Consider the following 20,042-nt stretch of genomic DNA (forward strand, 5'->3'; position numbering starts at 1 on the left):
GAGGCGAATGGATTTAGTTAAAGGCCTCTTTGAAGGCTCAAGACTAGCCTTAGCACGGTCCATCACTGCTGTAGAAAACGAGTATGAAAATGCCATCGATATTATGAAGGCTATTTACCCTAAAACGGGTAATGCCCGTATTCTCGGTATAACTGGTGCCCCTGGTGCAGGTAAAAGTACTTTGACAGATAAGGTTGTTAAACATTATCTTGATCAAGGTAAAAAAATCGGCATCGTTGCCATCGACCCAACTAGCCCATTCTCTGGTGGTGCTATATTGGGGGACCGTATTAGAATGAATGATTTGACATTAAATGAAAATGTATTCATTCGAAGCATGGGGACGCGTGGTAGTCTTGGTGGTTTATCCAAAAAGACTGCAGACGTTGTAAAATTAATGGATGCCTTTGGCATGGATTTGATTATCATTGAAACAGTAGGTGTAGGTCAATCCGAAGTAGATATCGTAAAAAATGCGGATACTACATTGGTTGTGCTCGTTCCTGGTCTCGGTGATGATATCCAAGCTATTAAGGCGGGTATTCTTGAAATCGGCGATGTATTTGCTATCAATAAAGCTGACCGAGATGGTTGCGATCGTTTGAATGTAGAAATTGAAATGATGCTTGACCTTGATTCTCGTGAAGTAAAATGGCGCCCACCAATTAAGCGTACAATTGCTAGTAAAGACCAAGGCGTAGATGAACTTATCGAAGCCTTAGATGAACATTTTGAGTATCTTGAAGATTCCGGTGAATTGGAATCTCGTCGGGCAGAACGTACCCGCGATGAAATCATCGCAATGATTAATGAACAAATTGGTCGCTATGTAGCTGATAAAATCATTACAAGCGACGAATTTAATAGCCAAGTGGCAGCTGTCAATGAACGTGAAAACGATCCATATACAGTTGTTAACGGCGTAATTAATAACGTGCTAAAGTAGACGGCGACTACATAGCATTAGAGATTTAGCCTTATAAAGGAGATAATCGAAATGGCTTTTAAAGTATTACAAGTGGATCACATCGGTATTGGTGTTAATGATTTAGCAGCAACTAAAGAATTTTACAAAAATGCTTTAGGTATTCAACATCTTCCTGAAGATGAAGTAGTAGAAGAACAAAAAGTAAAAGTATCCTTCTTCCCATGCGGTGATGCTGAATTAGAATTCTTGGAAACTACTACACCTGATGGCCCTATCGGTAAATTTATCGAAAAAAATGGCGGTCGTGATGGTATCCAACACGTTGCTTTGCGCGTAGATAATATTGAAAATGCTATTGCTGATCTTATGGCGAAAGGTATTCGTATGATTGACGAAAAACCTCGTTATGGTGCTGGCGGTTCCTCTATTGCATTCGTTCATCCTAAAGCTACAGGTGGCGTATTACTTGAACTTTGCCAACGAATGAAATAAAATATTATTGTAACAAGTTTTTATGGAGGTGCTGACATGCAAACAGTGCAAGAAAAAATTGAGTTGTTGCACGAAAAACTAGCTAAAGTTAAAGCTGGTGGCGGTGAAAAACGCGTTGAGAAACAACATTCTCAAGGTAAAATGACTGCTCGTGAACGTTTGGCTAAATTATTCGATGACAACTCTTTTGTTGAACTTGATCAATTCGTTAAACATCGTTGTGTTAACTTCGGTCAAGACAAAAAAGAATTACCAGGCGAAGGCGTAGTAACTGGTTACGGTACTATCGATGGTCGTTTGGTATATGCATTCGCACAAGACTTCACTGTAGAAGGTGGTTCTCTTGGTGAAATGCACGCTGCTAAAATCGTTAAAGTACAACGTTTAGCAATGAAAATGGGTGCTCCTATCGTTGGTATCAATGATTCCGGCGGGGCTCGTATTCAAGAAGCTGTAGATGCTCTTGCTGGTTACGGTAAAATTTTCTTCGAAAATACAAATGCATCTGGCGTTATTCCACAAATTTCCGTAATCATGGGACCATGTGCAGGCGGTGCTGTATATTCTCCAGCATTGACTGACTTCATTTACATGGTTAAAAACACATCTCAAATGTTCATCACTGGTCCTGCAGTTATTAAATCTGTAACTGGTGAAGAAGTAACAGCTGAAGATCTTGGTGGCGCAATGGCTCACAACTCTGTGTCCGGTGTTGCTCACTTCGCAGCTGAAGATGAAGATGATTGCATCGCTCAAATCCGCTACTTGTTAGGTTTCTTACCTTCTAACAACATGGAAGATGCTCCATTGGTAGATACAGGTGATGACCCAACTCGTGAAGACGAAGGCTTAAACAGCTTGTTACCTGATAACAGCAACATGCCATACGACATGAAAGATGTTATCGCAGCTACTGTAGATAATGGTGAATACTATGAAGTACAACCATTCTATGCTACAAACATCATTACATGCTTTGCACGTTTTGATGGTCAATCTGTTGGTATCATTGCTAACCAACCTAAAGTAATGGCTGGTTGCTTGGACATCAACGCATCCGACAAATCTTCCCGTTTTATCCGTTTCTGTGATGCTTTCAATATTCCAATCGTTAACTTCGTTGACGTTCCTGGTTTCTTGCCTGGCACAAATCAAGAATGGGGCGGTATCATTCGTCATGGTGCTAAAATGTTGTATGCTTACTCTGAAGCAACAGTACCAAAAATTACTGTTATCACTCGTAAAGCATACGGTGGTTCCTACCTTGCTATGTGTTCCCAAGATTTGGGCGCCGATCAAGTTTACGCTTGGCCTACATCCGAAATCGCTGTAATGGGTCCTGCTGGTGCAGCTAACATTATCTTCAAAAAAGACGAAGATAAAGACGCTAAAACAGCTAAATACGTAGAAGAGTTTGCAACTCCTTACAAAGCTGCAGAACGTGGCTTCGTAGATGTTGTAATCGAACCAAAACAAACTCGTCCAGCTGTTATCAATGCGTTGGCTATGCTTGCAAGTAAACGTGAAAACCGTGCTCCAAAGAAACATGGTAATATTCCATTATAATTCGATTCGGTAATCATATCATCGAATTTGGGAGATACCTTTCTTTACTTATTTTTTAGAAAGGGGAATGATTATGGAAGGACAAGCAGTTACTACCAATCCCTGGTTAATCATGGCCATTAATATGACAGTTGTATTTGTTGTGTTGATTCTTTTAGGCATTTTGATGACAATCGTTCATTTGATTGACCCTACGAAAAAGAAAAAAGAAGCACCTGCAAGTGCTCCTGTTGCAGCTCCTGCAGCTACTCCAGTGGCTACACCAAGTGCATCTGCTCAAAATGAGGATGAAGTAGTAGCAGCTATCGTGGGTGCCATTGTGGCGATGGGGTACTCATCTGAACAAATTGCATCTATTCGACCTACAGCAACCAGTGCTAAATGGCGCATGGAAGGTCGTTTAAGCGGTAGAAATTAATATTTTTTAGGAGGCATTTGTCATGAACAATGCTACAAAAGCTAACGGTAAAGCGCCATCTCAAGATGTAATTGCAGTTATCGTTGGCGCATTAGCGGCAATGGGTTATTCCGCTGATCAAATCGCGCATATCCGTCCAATCGTAAGCTACAATTGGAAAATGGAAGGTCGCTTACGCGGTAATCGATAAGATTAACGCTTTTAGATAATCGATAGGATTATCAGAACTATATGTGTAAATGAATTTTAATTATTGTGTAAGATATACACATTTTGGAGGAATTTAAGATGAAAAAATTCAACGTTACAGTAAATGGCACAGCATATGATGTAGAAGTTAATGAAGTAAAAGCTGCAGCTCCTGCAGCAGCTCCTAAAGCAGCTCCAGCAGCAGCTCCTAAAGCGGCTCCTGCACCAGCTCCAGCTCCAGCTGCAGCAGCAGCTCCAGTTCCAGCAGGTGCTGAAACTGTAAAAGCTCCAATGCCTGGTAAAATCCTATCTGTAGCAGTATCCGCTGGCCAAGCAGTTAAAAAAGGCGAAACTTTGTTGATTCTTGAAGCTATGAAAATGCAAAACGAAATCGCAGCTCCTCATGATGCTGTAGTTGCAGAAGTTCGCGTAGCTGCTAACCAAACTGTATCCACTGGCGATGATATGGTTGTTCTTGGCTAATACCAAGTGTTGTCTTATGGCGCGGCTGCGCCGCGTCATATAACAATTTTATATTTGTGAAAGGGGAACGCATATGGAGGCTTTTGCTGTTGCGATTCAATCTGTTATAACTGATAGCGGGTTCCTCGCATTTACAACAGGCAATGCTATTATGATTCTTGTAGGTTTGATCCTATTGTATTTAGCATTTGCTAGAGAGTTTGAACCATTATTGTTGGGTCCGATTGCGTTTGGTTGTGTACTTGCTAATATTCCGCGTAACGGCTTCGAAGAAGGCGTAATGGCGCTTATTAGTGCAGGTATCTCTCAAGAAATCTTCCCACCTTTAATTTTCCTTGGTGTAGGTGCAATGACTGACTTTGGTCCACTCATTGCGAACCCTAAAACATTGCTTTTAGGTGCTGCTGCACAAATCGGTGTATTCGTTGCGTTAGGTGGCGCTATGATGCTCGGTTTTACAGCTCAAGAAGCTGCAGCTATCGGTATCATCGGTGGTGCAGACGGTCCTACATCTATCTACTTAGCTACTAAACTAGCTCCTCATTTATTAGGTGCTATCGCGGTTGCCGCATATTCTTATATGTCCTTGGTACCGTTGATTCAACCACCTGTAATGAAATTATTCACTACGCAAAAAGAACGTGAAATTGTGATGGAACAATTGCGTGAAGTTACACGTTTTGAAAAAATCGTATTCCCAATCGTTGCAACAATCTTCATTTCCTTATTGCTTCCTTCCATTACATCCCTTTTAGGTATGTTGATGTTAGGTAACTTGTTCCGTGAATCCGGCGTAACTGATCGTTTGTCCGATACATCTCAAAATGCGTTGATTAATACCGTTACTATCTTCTTAGCAACTGGTACTGGTTTAACAATGAGTGCGGAACACTTCTTAAGCGTGCAAACACTCCTTATCATCTGCTTAGGTTTGGTTGCATTCATCGGTGGTACAGCTGGTGGCGTATTATTTGGTAAATTAATGAACTTAGTCGATGGTGGTAAAACAAATCCACTTATTGGTTCCGCTGGTGTATCTGCGGTTCCAATGGCGGCTCGTGTATCCCAAGTAGTAGGTGCTAAAGCTAACCCAGCAAACTTCTTGCTCATGCATGCCATGGGTCCAAACGTAGCTGGCGTTATTGGTACAGCAGTAGCAGCAGGTACAATGCTTGCTATGTTGTCTAGCCACTAATAGTTTAATAATTATTCACCAAGGTGTGCCATTTTAGGTACACCTATTGGTGAATAAAAAATCCCCTGTATCGTATGTAAACATGCAGAAAAGGGGTATATTAGCAATAAATGCTTTGTCAGATCGGTCATTATGTGATGAGCAAGAATTTCACTAAATAACCTTCTAGTGCTTTCTATATAGTAGAGGTGGTCGTCTTGTTATCAATTGAATTAAAAATACTGATTTGTTTCGTATGGGCATTTATTGTTTTTTTAGTTACTGCACTGATTATTGGTGTTGAACGCAAATCACAATGGTTCCAAAGAAGAACTAAATATTCTTGGTTTAATCGCCGAGGATTTCTAGGAGAAGCATTACTTTTTGGTTATCCCAAAACTATAGAGGGATATGGGGTTACATTTTTAATGGCTTGCGCCATTAGTGTCGTAGGCTATGTTTTATACCTCATATAACTACAATCAGTGCATTTCTCTGAAGGGAGATGATGATGTATGGGTGCTGCAGAACAAACCTTAATCGTCCTTGCAGTCATGGCTGTTTTATTCGTTACGGAAATTATTCCTTTAGCTATCACTTCTTTAGGCGGTGCAATTGCCCTTGGCCTTATGGGGATTATTACTCCTAAGGTTGTATTCTCTGGTTTATCTGATAGTACAGTTGTGTTGTTCGCCGGCATGTTTGTTGTTGGTGCTGCGTTATTCTACACAGGTTTAGCTCAAAAGATTGGTGAAACCGTAGTTTCTCATGCAGGCACTAGTGAAAACGGTTTGATGCTTGCCATCATGCTTGTTACCGCTACTATGTCCGCATTCTTATCTAACACTGGTACAACAGCTGCGTTATTACCTGTAGTTGTTGGTATCTGTTCCGTTGCTAAGATTCCTGCATCTCGCCAATTGATGCCATTAGCATTTGCTGCTGGTATCGGCGGTATCATTACAATGGTTGGTACACCACCAAACATCATTGTAAGTGGTACATTGACTAAATTTGGTGAACAACCATTTGGTTTCTTCGAATTTGCATGGATTGGTATTCCTTTGACTATCGCTACTATCATTTTCATGATGTTAATTGGTAAGCATTTGCTTCCTAAACATGAAATTCAAGATGCTGGTGACGTTGAACAAGAAGTTGCAGCTGAAGATATCTCTAATGATCCAAAGAAACAATTATACTCTGGTCTTATTCTTTTAGGCGTAATCATCGCTATGATTTTAGGCGATACCTTAAAAGGCGTTGGTATCAATTTACCATTGAGCATGGTTGCCGTTATTGGCGCAATGCTTTGCGTATTGACTGGTTGCTTGAACGAAAAACAAGCTTATACATCCATTGACTGGGTTACAATCTTCTTATTTGCAGGTATGATGCCAGTTGCCACTGCACTAGATCAATCTGGTGCTGGTAAAATGATTGCTAATGCAGTTATCGGTATTATGGGTTCCGACCCTAGCCCTTACTTTGCAACAGCAGTATTGTTCATTTTGTCTTGTGTAATGACTCAATTTATGTCTAACACAGCATCTTGCGCATTGTTGGCTCCTATCGGTATCTCCATTGCTCAAGGTATGCATGCTGATCCTCATGCTGTATTGATGGCTATCGGCGTTGCTGCATCTTGTGCATTCGGTACACCAGTAGGTACACCTCCAAATACATTAGTACTTGGCCCTGGTCAATACAAATTTACTGATTATGTAAAAGCCGGCGTTCCATTGATTTTAGTTTGCTTCGTAGTAAGCTTAATTATTATCCCAATGGTATGGCCATTCTTCCCTGGTAAATAATAGGGAATAGGTTACTCTACTATAAAGCACACACGAGGTCGAATCGTAAGATTCGGCCTCTTTTTTTATGATTTTAGCCTATATGATTTTAATATAGATTACATATAAGTGTAATCAAAAGCAATATGAATTAAACTAATTTGCATGATTAATTTTACACAATTGACTACATCGAAAAAAATATGATATAGTATATTGTGTAAGATATAATAATGTAATGTTGAATAAGGAGGTCATCTATGACAAAAGAAAGATTTAACATGTTAGTTGGTTCTATTGGTGCATTTATTGGTGTATTTGTATTTTTAGCCTATATCCCACAAATAATTGCTAATCTTCATGGTCAACCTAGTCAACCATGGCAACCATTATTTGCAGCAGTATCCTGTTTGATCTGGGTATTATATGGTTGGACAAAATCACCTAAACGTGATTATATTTTAATCGTACCAAACCTTGCAGGCGTTATTTTAGGTACACTAACATTCTTAACATCTTTCTAAGTGCTATAAGAAGAAAATAAATAGTATTATTGTTATATAGTGAATAATAGTAAAGATATTCCTTTACTATATAAATATAAATGAGGTCGAATCGTATGATTCGGCCTTTTTTAAAAGAGTGAAGTTTATATGTTAAATTAAAATATTGATAAGCATTAAATCTGTTGTAATAAAAAAATAGTTTTTATGATAATAAATATTGATAATTAAATTCCTATTATGATGATTAGGGTTTTATAAAATTGATAATTACAGCGTTCTCATTTATTGAGTATCATATTCAATTAATTAAATGAAAAGTAATATCAAAATACATGTAAATATAGGTCTTGTATGATAAAAATGAAAAAATGGTATGCAAAAATATATATAGTTTTTTATCATTTTCGTTTGACTTTCAATAATTATTGTGTGATAATGAGAACAGAAGTTAAGGCAAGTGCCTTTTTAAATGATAATAATAAGTTTTCTTTTATAATGTTCCTATGGAGGTTTATCATGAGAGTTATTGCTGATGGTTGCATTAAATGTGGTTCTTGCGCATCTGTTTGCCCAGTTTCTGCTATTTCTGAAGGCGAAACTAAATACGAAATCAACGATACTTGTATCGACTGCGGTTCTTGCGAATCCGTTTGCCCAGTATCTGTAATTTCTGCAGAATAATCACAAATAAAATATGCCCCTCGTTGAGGGGCTTTTTTATTTTGCCTAAAATCATGTAACTTAGTATAATAGGAATATTAAGATATATATTATTAAAAGGGAGTATAACTTGTTTTATTTAATTGCGATTATTTGGCTTGTACTTGATCAAGCTTCTAAATATTATGTGATGAACCATTTTGCTCTTGGTGAATCACTACCGGTTATTCACAATGTATTCCATCTTACGTATATTATTAATCGCGGCGCAGCCTTCGGTATGTTGTCGAATCAACGATGGTTTTTTCTAGCTGTCGCTTTTGTATTAATTATCGTATATGGCTTCTATCGTAAGCGTGTTAATAATGGTTCAGTATCGTTACGTGTAGGAACTGCATTGTTGATTTCTGGAGCTATAGGTAATGGCATAGATCGATATGTACTACATGGGGTAGTAGATTTTTTTGATTTTAGAATTTGGCCTATTTTTAATATTGCAGATATTGGTATATGTGTAGGCGTTGTATGTGTCATATATTATTTACTAACATCTGAACATGAGGAGAAATAGATGAACGAATATAAAGTATCTTTTGAACAAGAGGGAAAGCGTCTTGATGTATTTCTGACGGATGTGATGGAAGGTTCTCGTAGCTATATCCAGAGTCTTATCAAATCTGGTCATGTTTTGGTAAACGGCAAGGTTGGTAAGGCTAACTTACGCCTTAATGCAGATAGCACTATTTCTGTAGATATTCCAGAACCAGAATCGGTAGAAATTTTACCAGAGGATATTCCTGTTGAATATCTTTATGAAGATCACGATATTACTATCGTCAACAAGCCTCGTGGCATGGTTGTGCATCCTGCAATTGGCAATTACTCAGGCACGCTTGTAAATGCTTTACTGTACCATTGTAAGGATTTGTCTGGTATCAATGGTGAAATTCGCCCTGGTATCGTTCATCGTTTAGATAAGGATACATCTGGTGTCATGATGGCTGCTAAAAATGATGCAGCTCATATTGGCTTGGCTGAACAGGTGAAAGCTCATAGTGCAAAACGTACGTATTTAGCGCTCGTTCAAGGGAATATTGTAGAAGAGAAGGGGGTTATTAAGGCTCCTATCGGAAGACATCCTAAAGACCGCATGAAAATGGCCGTTGTCTTTGAAAACAGTAAGGATGCAGTGACGCATTTTAGAGTGTTAGAACGTTATGGATATCATACATTAGTAGAATGTGTATTAGAAACGGGACGTACTCATCAAATTCGCGTTCACTTTGCGCATATCGGACATCCTGTTGTTAACGATCCTTTTTATGGATATCGACGCATGGACTTTCCTATAGAGGGACAAGCACTTCATTCTCATACATTAGATGTGGTGCATCCAATTACAGGTGAACCTATGCATTTTGAGGCACCTGTACCGGAGGATTTTCAAAATTGTATCGCCTTTGCTAAAGAATATAGAGAACGCAGATAAGGGATAAGACTATGGAAACAAAGCGTATTTTGATGGATGGAGATGCCATTAAACGTGCTATTAGACGTATTGGTCATGAAATATTAGAACGTAATAAAGGACTTTCAAATGCAGTAATCGTCGGTATTGAACGGCGTGGCGTTATGCTGGCTAAACGGTTACAAGGTGAAATCGAAGCCATTGAAGGCATTCATATTGCATGTGAACCTTTAAATGTAGCCATGTATCGTGACGATCGGGATACGCGGCCTAAGGAAGGGGAACCTTGTTCTATTGATACAACAGAGAAAACCATTATTCTCGTAGATGATGTTCTTTATACAGGTCGTACCATTCGTGCTGCTCTAAATGCTCTCATGACATCTGGTCGTCCTAAATCTATTCAATTAGCTGTTCTAGTTGATAGAGGCCATCGTGAATTGCCTATACGCGCTGATTATGTGGGGAAAAATATTCCTACGTCTCATTTGGAGAAGGTGCGCGTACAAGTTCAAGAATTAGATGGCTGTGATGGCGTAACTATCGAACAATAATAGGTAGATATAACAAATTGCATATGAAAAGACTCGACGCACATGGTCGAGTCTTTTTTGTAGGGGAATATATAATATGTTAAGACTATATTGTCATAACCTATATTTTAATATATTGTGGGGAGTAGCGAAAATCTTCGTGTCCTGTACGCGCCATAGGGGATTTAAAACTATAAGCCTGTAGATCAGTAGCCTTCGTATCAATTTCCATCATTCGGCGACCAAAATCGGAAATCATTGTTGATGCTTTGGCCCATTTTTGAATAAGTGGAATGCTCGGTGTATTGTGCTTTAACCACGTGCGACCGCGCTGATTAAATGCTAATAATCGCGCGTATTGAGGCCCTAGTATATGAGCTTCTTGTAATATTGGCTTAGTGATTTGTAGCGCGGTATAGGCTGCCATGCGGCGTAGTCTTGCATAGGTATAGCGTTTTGTCTTTATCTCTTCTTGTGCGTCCGTCCAGTTTACTTGCTGCATAGCTTTGTGCCAACGATGCTCAATGCCTTCCGTAAAATCTCCATATGTTTGTAATTCTTCAATTGAAAGTAAACGATTGATGCCATGCAGGATATCGTTGTATCTTTCGTAGTCTACATAGGCTCCCTGTGCTATGACCTTGTGCATGTCTTCTATGATTGTTTGTGGTACATAGGCATCGATTGTTGTACCTTCTACGAGTGCTTTACGTAATGCGGTTCCAGAAGGAAAATCTTGTCCTTGAGAAAGGTTAGGACTATGATGTGATGACTGTCTAGTAATGGGAACGACCATAAGATTAGTAAAATACCGTTGGGCCGCGCGAATATACTCAAGGCCTAGTAGTGAGTTTGGCGCATTGTTAATGAGTTCTCCATTTGGTACATACTTAGCAATCACTTGGCGTAATGCCGTACCATAAGAAACACCGGTTTTTATATGGTGTTGAATGGCATCTTGTCCTTGCGGCGTATTTAGAAATTCAGCGGCTGTATGCAATATGGCATTATCATCGAGTTCAGAACCAAAGGAAATGCTATGAATATGTAGAGCTTTCATAAGGCGCACCGCACCGGTACAAAATAGTTCTGCACTGCCTAGAGCATAGACTGTAGGTAATTCGATGACGATGTCGGCACCGCCATAAATAGCCCAGCGGGCACGGTCGAATTTGCTAAAATATGCAGGTTCACCGCGTTGTACAAAGGAACCACTCATAATGGCAATAAGTACTGTATCTGGATATTCAGCACGTAAGGTATGTAATTGGTAGGCGTGACCGTTGTGAAATGGATTGTATTCGCAAATAATGCCGATTGATTTCATCAGAGTTCCTTTCATAAATCTTATTTCTATTATTATATAATAAATCGAAAATTTATATAATGTGTTACATCATCGTATAATCGGATTTTTATTGGAATTATAGAATTTCTTGTGAAAGTACTAGAATGGGACGCGGTGTAATGGTATAATTATCTGTGAATTCTGATTTGACGTGAGGTGATTTGATGAAAGTACAGTGGAAACGAGCGTTACAGACCATCGTGTTAGGTACATCCTTATTGGCTTTAGCCGGATGTGGATCTAATAATGTGATGGATATATATAGCTTTGGTAATCAAGTCATTCGTTCCGGTCAATCGGAAGTGACTGTAGCCTTGCCATATGAAATGGGGAAAACATCAGAAACGACGAGTGTCGATGGATATCCTATGGATGCGTATGGTAGCCTAAGCCAACATATGTTGATTTCTGTAGAGGCCCGTCAACCGGCACCGAATAAAGCGTTGCCAACGGTTGCACAGTTTGTGGATCAAAAGAAATCTGAATATGCAAAATTGGGTGCTACTGTTAATGTGGAATCCATCGATTTGAATGGGGTGCAAGCACAACTTATTACTGGTGATTTTTACGTTAACAAAATTAAAACTAGTTTCTCTCAATATGTCTTTATGGATAAGGGCGTATTGTGGAATATAACCTATAGATATCCTACGGATGATCAAATAGGCGCTGATATCAGCAAACAAATTAAAGATAAGATTTACGTTACGCAAAAGAAAGAGGGTTAATCAATGAACGTATTAGTAGTTAACTGCGGTAGTTCTTCCTTGAAATATCAATTACTTGATATGACAAACGAAACTGAATTGGCGAAAGGTTTATTTGAAAAGATTGGTGATCAAGACGCTATCTTCACTCATAAACGTCCAAACGCAGACAAATTAGAACGCGTTGAACCAATTTTGAATCACAAAGAAGCATTACGCATCTTGCTCGACATCTTAGTTGATCCTGAATTTGGTGTTATCAAATCTATGGATGAAATCGATGCAGTAGGTCACCGTGTAGTACATGGTGGTGAAAAATTCGCTGATTCCGTATTGATTACACCTGCAGTAATGGAAGCTTTGGAAGAATGTGCATCCCTTGCTCCATTGCATAACCCACCAAATATTCAAGGTATCGAAGCTTGCCAAGCTATCATGCCAAACGTACCACAAGTTGCTGTATTCGATACTGCATTCCACCAAACAATGCCTAAAGAAGCTTACATGTATGCGCTTCCTTACTCTTACTATGAAGATTATGGCATTCGTCGTTATGGCTTCCATGGTACATCCCACAAATATGTAGCACAACGTTGCGCAGAATTGATGGGTAAACATATGTCTGATCTTCGTATCATCACATGTCACTTGGGTAATGGTTCTTCTGTATCCGCTATCAAAGGTGGTCGTTCCATCGATACTACAATGGGCTTCACTCCATTGTCCGGTTTGATTATGGGTACTCGTACTGGTGATATCGACCCTGCTATCGTTCCATTCTTGATGGACAAAACAGGCATGTCCTATGAAGAAATCGACCGTGTTATGAACAAAGAATCCGGCGTACTTGGTATTTCCGGTGTGTCCAATGACTTCCGCGTAATCGAAGAAGCTGCTGCTAATGGTAACAAACGCGCTAAATTGGCTCTTAACATGTTCCACTACAAAGTTCGTCGTGTAATCGGTGCGTTTGCTGCTGTTATGGGCGGTGTTGATGCTATCATCTTCACAGCTGGTATCGGTGAAAATGGTATCGGTAACCGCGATGCTATCTGCAATGGTTTGGAATACTTAGGTACTCGTATCGATGCAGAACGCAACAATGTTCGCGGTAAAGAACAAGAAATCAGTGCTGAAGGTTCTAAAGTAAAAATCTTCGTAATCCCTACAAACGAAGAAATCATGATTGCTCGTGATACTCAACGTATTACAAGCGCTTTGAAAAAATAGTATAATCCATTAATGGTTGTTTAACTATTACATACAAACCTCGCTTATATCTGAGATATAGGCGGGGTTTTTGTAGTTTTTCAGACCTGAATCCTATATAATAAATAGTATGCAGAGTCATTTTGAAAGGGGTTACGTATGAATATTTTATATAGCGAACAGTCTCAACGCACTCGTAGTGCAGAGTTATTAGTACTGGTATTTGTTATTTTGTTGATTGGTGCTATGGCTTTCACCACCTATAGGAGTATTGCAGTGGGCCATATATTGATTTCAGAATATTTTATAGAAATAATGGCGCTCATTGTCATTGTTAAGCAAGCGGTGAGCCGATATACATATATATTGACGGATTCTGAATTTATTATCAAAGAAATATCCTTTTTTAGAAATCGTACATTTTCTGTAAAATATGATGATATTGATGGCATATATCCATATAATCGCGATTTTTTAACGAACTTACGATATCGTTATAAATATAGAAAATGCTCTACCTCTGATGATAGACCGATTTGGTTTATGGTGTATTCCATTACAAATGGAAAAAAGGTTCAATATGGTCGCGTTATGTTGAAAGCAGATGATGCATTCTATGAAACATTGGAACGGTTTGTTCCTAACCGCGTTCGTGTACCAGAAGCAGATGTCGTTTTCTACGCTACGGTGCGTGCAGATGCGGTAAAACAGGGCATCGATGTTAAAGAATATTATGAAAGTCTAATTAAGAGTGCAGAAGAACAGGAACAAGAATGAGTGGATTATATTTAGCAAGTCAATCTCCTAGACGAACAGAATTATTACATCAGGTGGGAATAGATCATACCGTTGTCTCTAGTTCCTATGTGGAAGATAATGTAGTGACTACGGATCCTATTGAAATGGTGAAAGCTCAGGCCCTTGGTAAAGCGCGTTGTGCTAATGATGTGCCAGACGGTGGCATTGTATTGGGTGCCGATACAATTGTTGTACATAATGGAAATATATTAGGTAAACCACATAGCAAGGATGAAGCACGTTCAATGCTTCGTACGCTATCTGGTCAGGTTCACTCTGTTATTACTGGCGTAGCCTTACTTATCAAGGGACGTGAAATCGTCTTTCACAATGAAACAAAGGTATATTTCAAAATGCTACAGGATTTTGAAATCGAGTCATATATTGATTCCATGGAACCGATGGATAAGGCTGGTGCCTATGGAATTCAAGGGAAGGGTGCCTTGTGGGTTGATAAAATTGAAGGATCTTATACAAATGTTGTAGGCTTGCCTGTAGAGCATGTATATGAAGAGCTGTGTAAAGCGTTAGGTGTTAAGTCCTAAGAGTGAACGTTAAATAATGCATTTGGATTAAATGTACGTGTATATTGTAATGTAACGTAGAAATATGAGGCTGATTGTGTAAATGTACTGTAAGAATGGAGAAATTCTATGCAAGTCAGAACTATCAGCGTAAAAGATATGTTGCCATTTCAACGGCCACGAGAAAAGTTTGTTGCTTTAGGTCCTAAGCAAATGGCGATGGAAGAATTATTGGCTATTTTGTTACGAACAGGATTAAAAGGGTAGTCATCCATTGATTTAGCCCATACGATTATTGATTCTTTTACCGATGGCATTCACGGGTTAAATCATATGACCGTTGATGATTTAGTGAAAATTAAGGGTGTAGGTGTCGATAAAGCGGTTACGATTTGTGCTGCCGTAGAATTAGGTAGGCGTTTAGGAGAGTTGAAAATTACGTCTACGTACGAAGATTTTTCACAACCTTATGTAATCGCCCAATATGTGATGGAACGGTTGCGCCATGAAACGGAGGAACATGTACTAGCGGCCATGTTGACGTCACGCAATAAATTAATTCATATTGAGACCATATCTAATGGAGGCCTCACATCGAGCCTTGTAGAGCAACGTGCAGTTTTTAGAAAGGCCATTGCGTGTAATGCAGCTGCTATTATTTTGATTCATAATCATCCGTCTGGAGATAGCAGGCCTAGTGATGATGACATACGGGTTACCAAGTTATTTGTCAGTGCGGGACAGTTTATGGGCATTCCAGTATTAGACCATATCGTCATAGGTGATGGCGAGTTTACGAGCCTAAGTGAAATTGGTAAATTAAGCTAGTTATGGTAAAATGGAATGATGATGTAATGAAGGAGATTAGCATTATGAATTCCATTTTACCGTCTTTAGGAAAAGACGTAAGTATCGATATTGGTACATCTATGACCCGTGTCATGGGGGGCACGCGAGAGACGATGATGAGTGAGCCATCCATTGTGGCTACAGATACAAAGTTAGAAAAAATTGTCGCCGTCGGTGATGAAGCAGATCGCATTGTACGACGTGCACCGGATATGTGGCGGTCATTGACGCCTCTGCAGGATGGTTTTATCGTCGATTATCGCGTAATGCACACCATGTTGAAATACTTTCTTCACAAGGTATCCAATACCTTGCGTAGATCCCGTGTACTCGTTGGCGTACCTTGTGGTATGACCGATGTAGAACAACGGGCCATGATGGATGCCGTAATTCAAGCTGGTGCGCGGGAGGTATTCCTTATTGAACGCCCTGTAGCCGCCGCAATTGGATCTGGTCTGCCTATTTTTGATGCCCGTGGATCTATGGTCATTGATATTGGTGAAGGCACTGCTGATATGGGGATTCTCTCATTAGGTGGTACCGTTATTAGTAAGACTATACGTTTTGGTGGTGGCGATTTAGACCGCGCCATTATGCAATATATTAATCAGTGTTTTGGTTTGATGGTATCTGAGCAAACTGTGACGGATATTAAACATGCCGTTGGCACCGCTGTTGTTCCTGCAGAGGATTGTGAATTTTCCTTTACTGGTCGCGATATGACGAGTGGTATCGTACGACGGTCGGTACTTCACCAATCTGAAATATACGAAGTGATAAATAGACGACTTGAGAACTTTTTAGATGCTATCCAACAAATGATTCGCGTTACGGCCCCTGAATTGGTGGCTGATATTATGCAACACGGCATCGTTTTAACAGGTGGTATGGCACGTTTGCAGGGCTTAGCAGAGCGTATTAGCACCGAAATGGGGGTGCCTGTTCGCGTAGCATCTGATCCTGAACTAAAGGTTGTACAAGGACTTCATCGTTGTTCAGGTCAAATTGTAGAATTAGCTAGATTTATCATTAATTCAAAGGATAGAAGGGGACATGTATGATACAGTCAGATCGAAAATTATTAATATTTGTTGTCCTCGGCTGTATTATCATGGCCCTGTTGGGCTTTGCCTGGAAACAACGTACTAGTATTCCCTTTGTAACCGTACCTTTGGAAAAGATAACCACACCATTTACCTATGGTTCGGCTCGTGTGCTTTCAACCATTCAAACAGGTATACATATCATTGATAATGCTATATCGGGCTTGGTTGAAAGTGATAGTAAAGATAATACCATTGCAGAATTGCAGCAAAAAGTAGCAAATCATGATGAAGTGGTAGCTGAAAATATTCGACTTCGTCAAATGCTTAACTATAAGTCGTCTCATCCTGAATTAACAATGACATTGGCTGGCATTATTACAAAAGATTTTGGTACTTGGAGTAATACATTTACTATTGACCGTGGTGAAAATGATGGAATCAAACCCAATATGGCTGTTGTAGTACCAAGCGGTGTCGTTGGGTTTGTTACCGATGTATATCCTAATTCTGCACGTGTGCAAACCATTTTGGACCCACGCAGTGCCATTGGCGTTATTGTACAACGCCCAGAATCTCGCTTAGCTGGTGTGGTGAAGGGGGATGGCAATCATCCTAATGAGCCGATGATGGTTAATATTGCACGAGATGGTGATGTTCTGGTAGGAGATAAATTGATTACATCTGGTTATGGTGGCATTTATCCAAAAGGATTACTTGTAGGCAATGTGTTGAGCATTACCAATGATACAGAAGGTTTTGTTAAAAATGCAGCCATTCAACCAACTGTTGACTTTAATCGTCTTGAAGAGGTATTTATCATTACTGCTTCTACGGTGAAATCACCAGATAAAGCTCAATTGGAACCAAAATTGGTGCCACAAACGCAGCGTGACCAAGTTCAAGGTGCTAAAGGAGCGGTAAATCAATGAGATATATTGCATTAGTTCTCATATGTGGGGCCTTGTATTTCATGCAAGCCCAATTATTACCGGCCCTGTTTCATACGAATTGGCTACCGAATTGTATATTGACAGTCGTTGTATTGGTTACGATTTTTAAAGGACGCAGAATGGGACTCATAGCTGCCGTAGTGGGGGGCTCCATTCATGATATATTAATATCTAATTTCTTTGGGTTACATCTGTTCCCATACCTAGTCGTAGTATATCTATTGTCGTTAGTAAAAAGTAGTGTTTACGAAGAACGTTGGTATTGGTCCTGTGCTATTATCGGTGTATGTACTATTTTAGATGGCATTGTACGATGTATTATGATCAGTGCGAGTGGTGGCGATATCCAATTTATTTCTTATATAGGCCATATGGTTATGCCAACTGTATTTTGGAATGCCATATTAGGTGGCATAGGACACAAACTGATAGGCTTTATGGAAGAAAAAGAGGATTATATTTGGTAGTGTTGCAGATTTAGTAAAGCATATAAGGGGAATCATAGGTGCTTGAAAGTTTATATAAAAGAAAAAAAACGAGCCGTTTTGATGTTCTTTTCTATATTGTAATGGGTATTTTCATTATCCTAGGCCTTCGTTTGTTTGCAATGCAAATATTAGAAGGCGGTTATTATCAAGCGAAAGCAGAAGGTAATCGGTTGCGCATTGTACCGATGACGGCTGCCCGTGGTGTTATGTATGATCGAAATGGTCAAATTTTAGTCGGATCTAGACCTGCCTATACTATTTCTATCATGCCTAACGGAAAACCATTAGATGATGATGAATTGGCTAAACTAGCTACATTGCTACATAAAAAGCCAGAAGATATTCAAAAAAAGGTAAATGATCATAAACATGGTTATGAACCGATACGTATTGCTAATGATATTTCTATGGATGTAGTAACAAGCATAGAAGAACATCGCCATGAATTACCTGGTGTCTCTATCGACGTAGAACCATTGCGATATTATCCATACGAAACTATGGCTGCGCAGTTGTTTGGGTATGTAGGCGAAGTTAGTGAGGACGAACTAGCAGAAATTAAAGAGCAAGACCCTAATACGACGGTTGGTGCCGGCTCTATATTGGGACGTGCAGGGCTTGAAAAGCTTTATGATTCGGTATTGCGTGGCGTTGATGGGGGCAAGCAATTAGAGGTTGATGCATCTGGTCGTCCTGTAGCAGAAGTGGATCGAAAGAACACGGTTCCCGGTTCAAACATTCATCTTACCATAGATGTAAATATTCAAAAGGCTGCAGAAGAGGCGGTAAAAAAAGAATTAGATCAGTTACGTAGTTCTGGTGCAACCGGTGCGGCTGTCGTTGCATTAGACCCTAATACAGGTGCTGTCCTTGCCATGGTTAGTGCGCCAGAATTTAATCCTAACTGGTTTGCTAAGGGAATTACATCGGCACAATGGAATCAATTGAATAATGATAAGAGCCATCCATTTGAAAATAAGGTGATTGCTGGTGAATATCCTCCAGGATCACCATTCAAGATTGTAACCGGTACAGCAGCACTAGATTTAAAAAAGGTATCTCCTGATGAAATGATCTTTGATAGTGGTAAACACTGGCTCATTGATAAGCGAAATGCAGAAGGTGAAGCATTAGGGTGGCTAAATTTCAATCGAGCCCTAGCTAAGTCTGATAATGTGTATTTCTATGAAATGGGCAATCGATTAGGTATTGAAAATATCGATACTTATGCTCGTTACTTTGGTTTAGGTGAAAAAACAGGAATTAACCTTGTTGGTGAAGCTGCTGGTAATGTAGCAAGTCCAGAGTATAAGCGAAAAGTGTTTGATCAAGATTGGTATTTAGGTGAAACCTTTGATGCGGCTATTGGACAATCATTCCATTTGGTAACGCCATTACAGATGGCTGTACTCCTTAGTCAAGTTGCCAATGGTGGTATTCGATATCAGCCATATGTGGTGAGTCGCGTCGATAATCCTGACGGGACACCGGCCGAAATCTTTGGACCTAAAAGCTTAGGTGTTCTTCCAGTGCCCAAAAATATTATGGACCTCATTCGAGAAGGCCTTCGCGATGTAACTAGCGAAGGTGGTACAGCGGGTGAATTATTTAAAGGCTTCCCTGTGGCTGTAGCAGGTAAAACAGGGACTGCGGAAAACGCACATGGTCGAGACCATGGATGGTTTGTTGCATATGCACCATATGATAAGCCTCAAATTGTCGTCGTTGCTCTTGTAGAACAAGGCGGTTTTGGTGCTGGTTCGGCAGGACCTATTGTGCGTGATATTTTGAGTGCTTACTTTAAGGTTCCTACTAGTAGTTCAAAAAATAATGATACAAAATCAACTGATGGAAAATCAGCGAATACAAAAAAAGGAACACAAGATATTAAACCAAGTGTAAAGGAATAGGAA

Annotated in this window: 23 protein-coding genes and 1 pseudogene; 23 read left to right on the top strand and 1 reads right to left on the bottom strand. The window is 39.6% G+C overall.

Translation table 11 applies throughout. The features are described 5' to 3' along the window. Nucleotides 1–7 precede the first annotated feature (7 nt). From meaB to pyrR, 14 genes are all read left to right on the top strand, one after another. On the top strand, nucleotides 8–946 hold the full coding sequence (meaB, locus tag O3617_RS04915) for a methylmalonyl Co-A mutase-associated GTPase MeaB (protein ID WP_287506062.1): 939 nt from the start codon (nucleotides 8–10) through the stop codon (nucleotides 944–946). A gap of 51 nt (nucleotides 947–997) precedes the next feature. Further along, a complete protein-coding gene (gene mce / locus O3617_RS04920; protein WP_005377395.1) occupies nucleotides 998–1,420 on the top strand; it encodes a methylmalonyl-CoA epimerase in 423 nt (140 codons plus the stop codon). A 36-nt stretch (nucleotides 1,421–1,456) separates the two neighbouring features. Continuing rightward, nucleotides 1,457–2,986, top strand: coding sequence for a carboxyl transferase domain-containing protein (locus tag O3617_RS04925; RefSeq protein WP_205096844.1), 1,530 nt, complete (start codon nucleotides 1,457–1,459; stop codon nucleotides 2,984–2,986). 73 nt (nucleotides 2,987–3,059) lie between these two features. Further along, nucleotides 3,060–3,404, top strand: coding sequence for an OadG family protein (locus O3617_RS04930; RefSeq protein ID WP_287506035.1), 345 nt, complete (start codon nucleotides 3,060–3,062; stop codon nucleotides 3,402–3,404). A 22-nt stretch (nucleotides 3,405–3,426) separates the two neighbouring features. After that, entirely contained in the window at nucleotides 3,427–3,594 is a 168-nt protein-coding gene (locus O3617_RS04935; protein WP_287506037.1) for a hypothetical protein, read from the top strand. A 98-nt stretch (nucleotides 3,595–3,692) separates the two neighbouring features. Then, entirely contained in the window at nucleotides 3,693–4,076 is a 384-nt protein-coding gene (locus O3617_RS04940) for a biotin/lipoyl-containing protein (RefSeq protein WP_005377346.1), read from the top strand. Between the two features lie 73 nt (nucleotides 4,077–4,149). Further along, nucleotides 4,150–5,271, top strand: coding sequence for a sodium ion-translocating decarboxylase subunit beta (locus O3617_RS04945; RefSeq protein ID WP_371448986.1), 1,122 nt, complete (start codon nucleotides 4,150–4,152; stop codon nucleotides 5,269–5,271). 197 nt (nucleotides 5,272–5,468) lie between these two features. Next, on the top strand, nucleotides 5,469–5,726 hold the full coding sequence (locus O3617_RS04950; RefSeq protein ID WP_371448988.1) for a hypothetical protein: 258 nt from the start codon (nucleotides 5,469–5,471) through the stop codon (nucleotides 5,724–5,726). Between the two features lie 39 nt (nucleotides 5,727–5,765). Beyond that, complete coding sequence (locus O3617_RS04955; protein WP_118353671.1) at nucleotides 5,766–7,064, top strand: SLC13 family permease; 1,299 nt, start codon at nucleotides 5,766–5,768, stop codon at nucleotides 7,062–7,064. Between the two features lie 239 nt (nucleotides 7,065–7,303). Further along, nucleotides 7,304–7,567, top strand: a complete 264-nt coding sequence (locus O3617_RS04960) for a SemiSWEET family transporter (protein WP_004696474.1) — start codon at nucleotides 7,304–7,306, stop codon at nucleotides 7,565–7,567. A gap of 498 nt (nucleotides 7,568–8,065) precedes the next feature. Further along, nucleotides 8,066–8,230, top strand: coding sequence for a DUF362 domain-containing protein (locus tag O3617_RS04965; RefSeq protein WP_005386021.1), 165 nt, complete (start codon nucleotides 8,066–8,068; stop codon nucleotides 8,228–8,230). Between the two features lie 91 nt (nucleotides 8,231–8,321). Next, complete coding sequence (gene lspA, locus O3617_RS04970) at nucleotides 8,322–8,780, top strand: signal peptidase II (protein WP_371449070.1); 459 nt, start codon at nucleotides 8,322–8,324, stop codon at nucleotides 8,778–8,780. Further along, complete coding sequence (locus tag O3617_RS04975; RefSeq protein ID WP_371448990.1) at nucleotides 8,781–9,698, top strand: RluA family pseudouridine synthase; 918 nt, start codon at nucleotides 8,781–8,783, stop codon at nucleotides 9,696–9,698. A gap of 11 nt (nucleotides 9,699–9,709) precedes the next feature. Further along, the gene (pyrR, locus tag O3617_RS04980) at nucleotides 9,710–10,231 is read left to right on the top strand and encodes a bifunctional pyr operon transcriptional regulator/uracil phosphoribosyltransferase PyrR (RefSeq protein WP_371448992.1); all 522 of its coding nucleotides are present in this window, start codon (nucleotides 9,710–9,712) and stop codon (nucleotides 10,229–10,231) included. A 100-nt stretch (nucleotides 10,232–10,331) separates the two neighbouring features. Here the strand turns inward: pyrR and O3617_RS04985 are convergent, their stop codons facing one another. After that, nucleotides 10,332–11,537 (bottom strand): nucleotidyltransferase family protein, encoded by a 1,206-nt coding sequence (locus O3617_RS04985; protein ID WP_371448994.1) that lies wholly within the window; start codon nucleotides 11,535–11,537, stop codon nucleotides 10,332–10,334. A 185-nt stretch (nucleotides 11,538–11,722) separates the two neighbouring features. On the opposite strand from O3617_RS04985, the gene O3617_RS04990 reads away from it, so the two are divergent. From O3617_RS04990 to mrdA, 9 genes and pseudogenes are all read left to right on the top strand, one after another. Beyond that, nucleotides 11,723–12,286: a hypothetical protein gene (locus O3617_RS04990; protein ID WP_060807901.1), complete on the top strand. Its 564-nt coding sequence runs from the start codon at nucleotides 11,723–11,725 to the stop codon at nucleotides 12,284–12,286. Between the two features lie 3 nt (nucleotides 12,287–12,289). After that, nucleotides 12,290–13,495 carry an acetate/propionate family kinase gene (locus O3617_RS04995; protein WP_275249262.1) on the top strand — a complete coding sequence of 402 codons (1,206 nt, stop codon included), beginning with the start codon at nucleotides 12,290–12,292 and terminating at the stop codon, nucleotides 13,493–13,495. A 138-nt stretch (nucleotides 13,496–13,633) separates the two neighbouring features. Then, nucleotides 13,634–14,251: a hypothetical protein gene (locus O3617_RS05000; protein WP_371448996.1), complete on the top strand. Its 618-nt coding sequence runs from the start codon at nucleotides 13,634–13,636 to the stop codon at nucleotides 14,249–14,251. Further along, a complete protein-coding gene (locus O3617_RS05005; protein WP_371448998.1) occupies nucleotides 14,248–14,817 on the top strand; it encodes a nucleoside triphosphate pyrophosphatase in 570 nt (189 codons plus the stop codon). The genes O3617_RS05000 and O3617_RS05005 overlap by 4 nt, the downstream gene beginning before the upstream one ends. A 108-nt stretch (nucleotides 14,818–14,925) precedes the next feature. Next, a pseudogene (radC, locus tag O3617_RS05010) lies at nucleotides 14,926–15,624 on the top strand (DNA repair protein RadC). Between the two features lie 44 nt (nucleotides 15,625–15,668). Then, a complete protein-coding gene (locus tag O3617_RS05015; protein ID WP_371449000.1) occupies nucleotides 15,669–16,706 on the top strand; it encodes a rod shape-determining protein in 1,038 nt (345 codons plus the stop codon). Continuing rightward, the gene (mreC, locus tag O3617_RS05020; protein ID WP_371449001.1) at nucleotides 16,703–17,620 is read left to right on the top strand and encodes a rod shape-determining protein MreC; all 918 of its coding nucleotides are present in this window, start codon (nucleotides 16,703–16,705) and stop codon (nucleotides 17,618–17,620) included. The genes O3617_RS05015 and mreC overlap by 4 nt, the downstream gene beginning before the upstream one ends. Then, complete coding sequence (mreD, locus tag O3617_RS05025) at nucleotides 17,617–18,108, top strand: rod shape-determining protein MreD (protein WP_371449003.1); 492 nt, start codon at nucleotides 17,617–17,619, stop codon at nucleotides 18,106–18,108. The genes mreC and mreD overlap by 4 nt, the downstream gene beginning before the upstream one ends. Nucleotides 18,109–18,146: 38 nt before the next feature. Then, the gene (mrdA, locus tag O3617_RS05030; RefSeq protein WP_371449005.1) at nucleotides 18,147–20,039 is read left to right on the top strand and encodes a penicillin-binding protein 2; all 1,893 of its coding nucleotides are present in this window, start codon (nucleotides 18,147–18,149) and stop codon (nucleotides 20,037–20,039) included. The last annotated feature ends 3 nt before the right edge of the window (nucleotides 20,040–20,042 follow it).

It is taken from the genome of Veillonella sp. 27098_8_77, assembly GCF_041431535.1.
Lineage (GTDB): Bacteria > Bacillota > Negativicutes > Veillonellales > Veillonellaceae > Veillonella.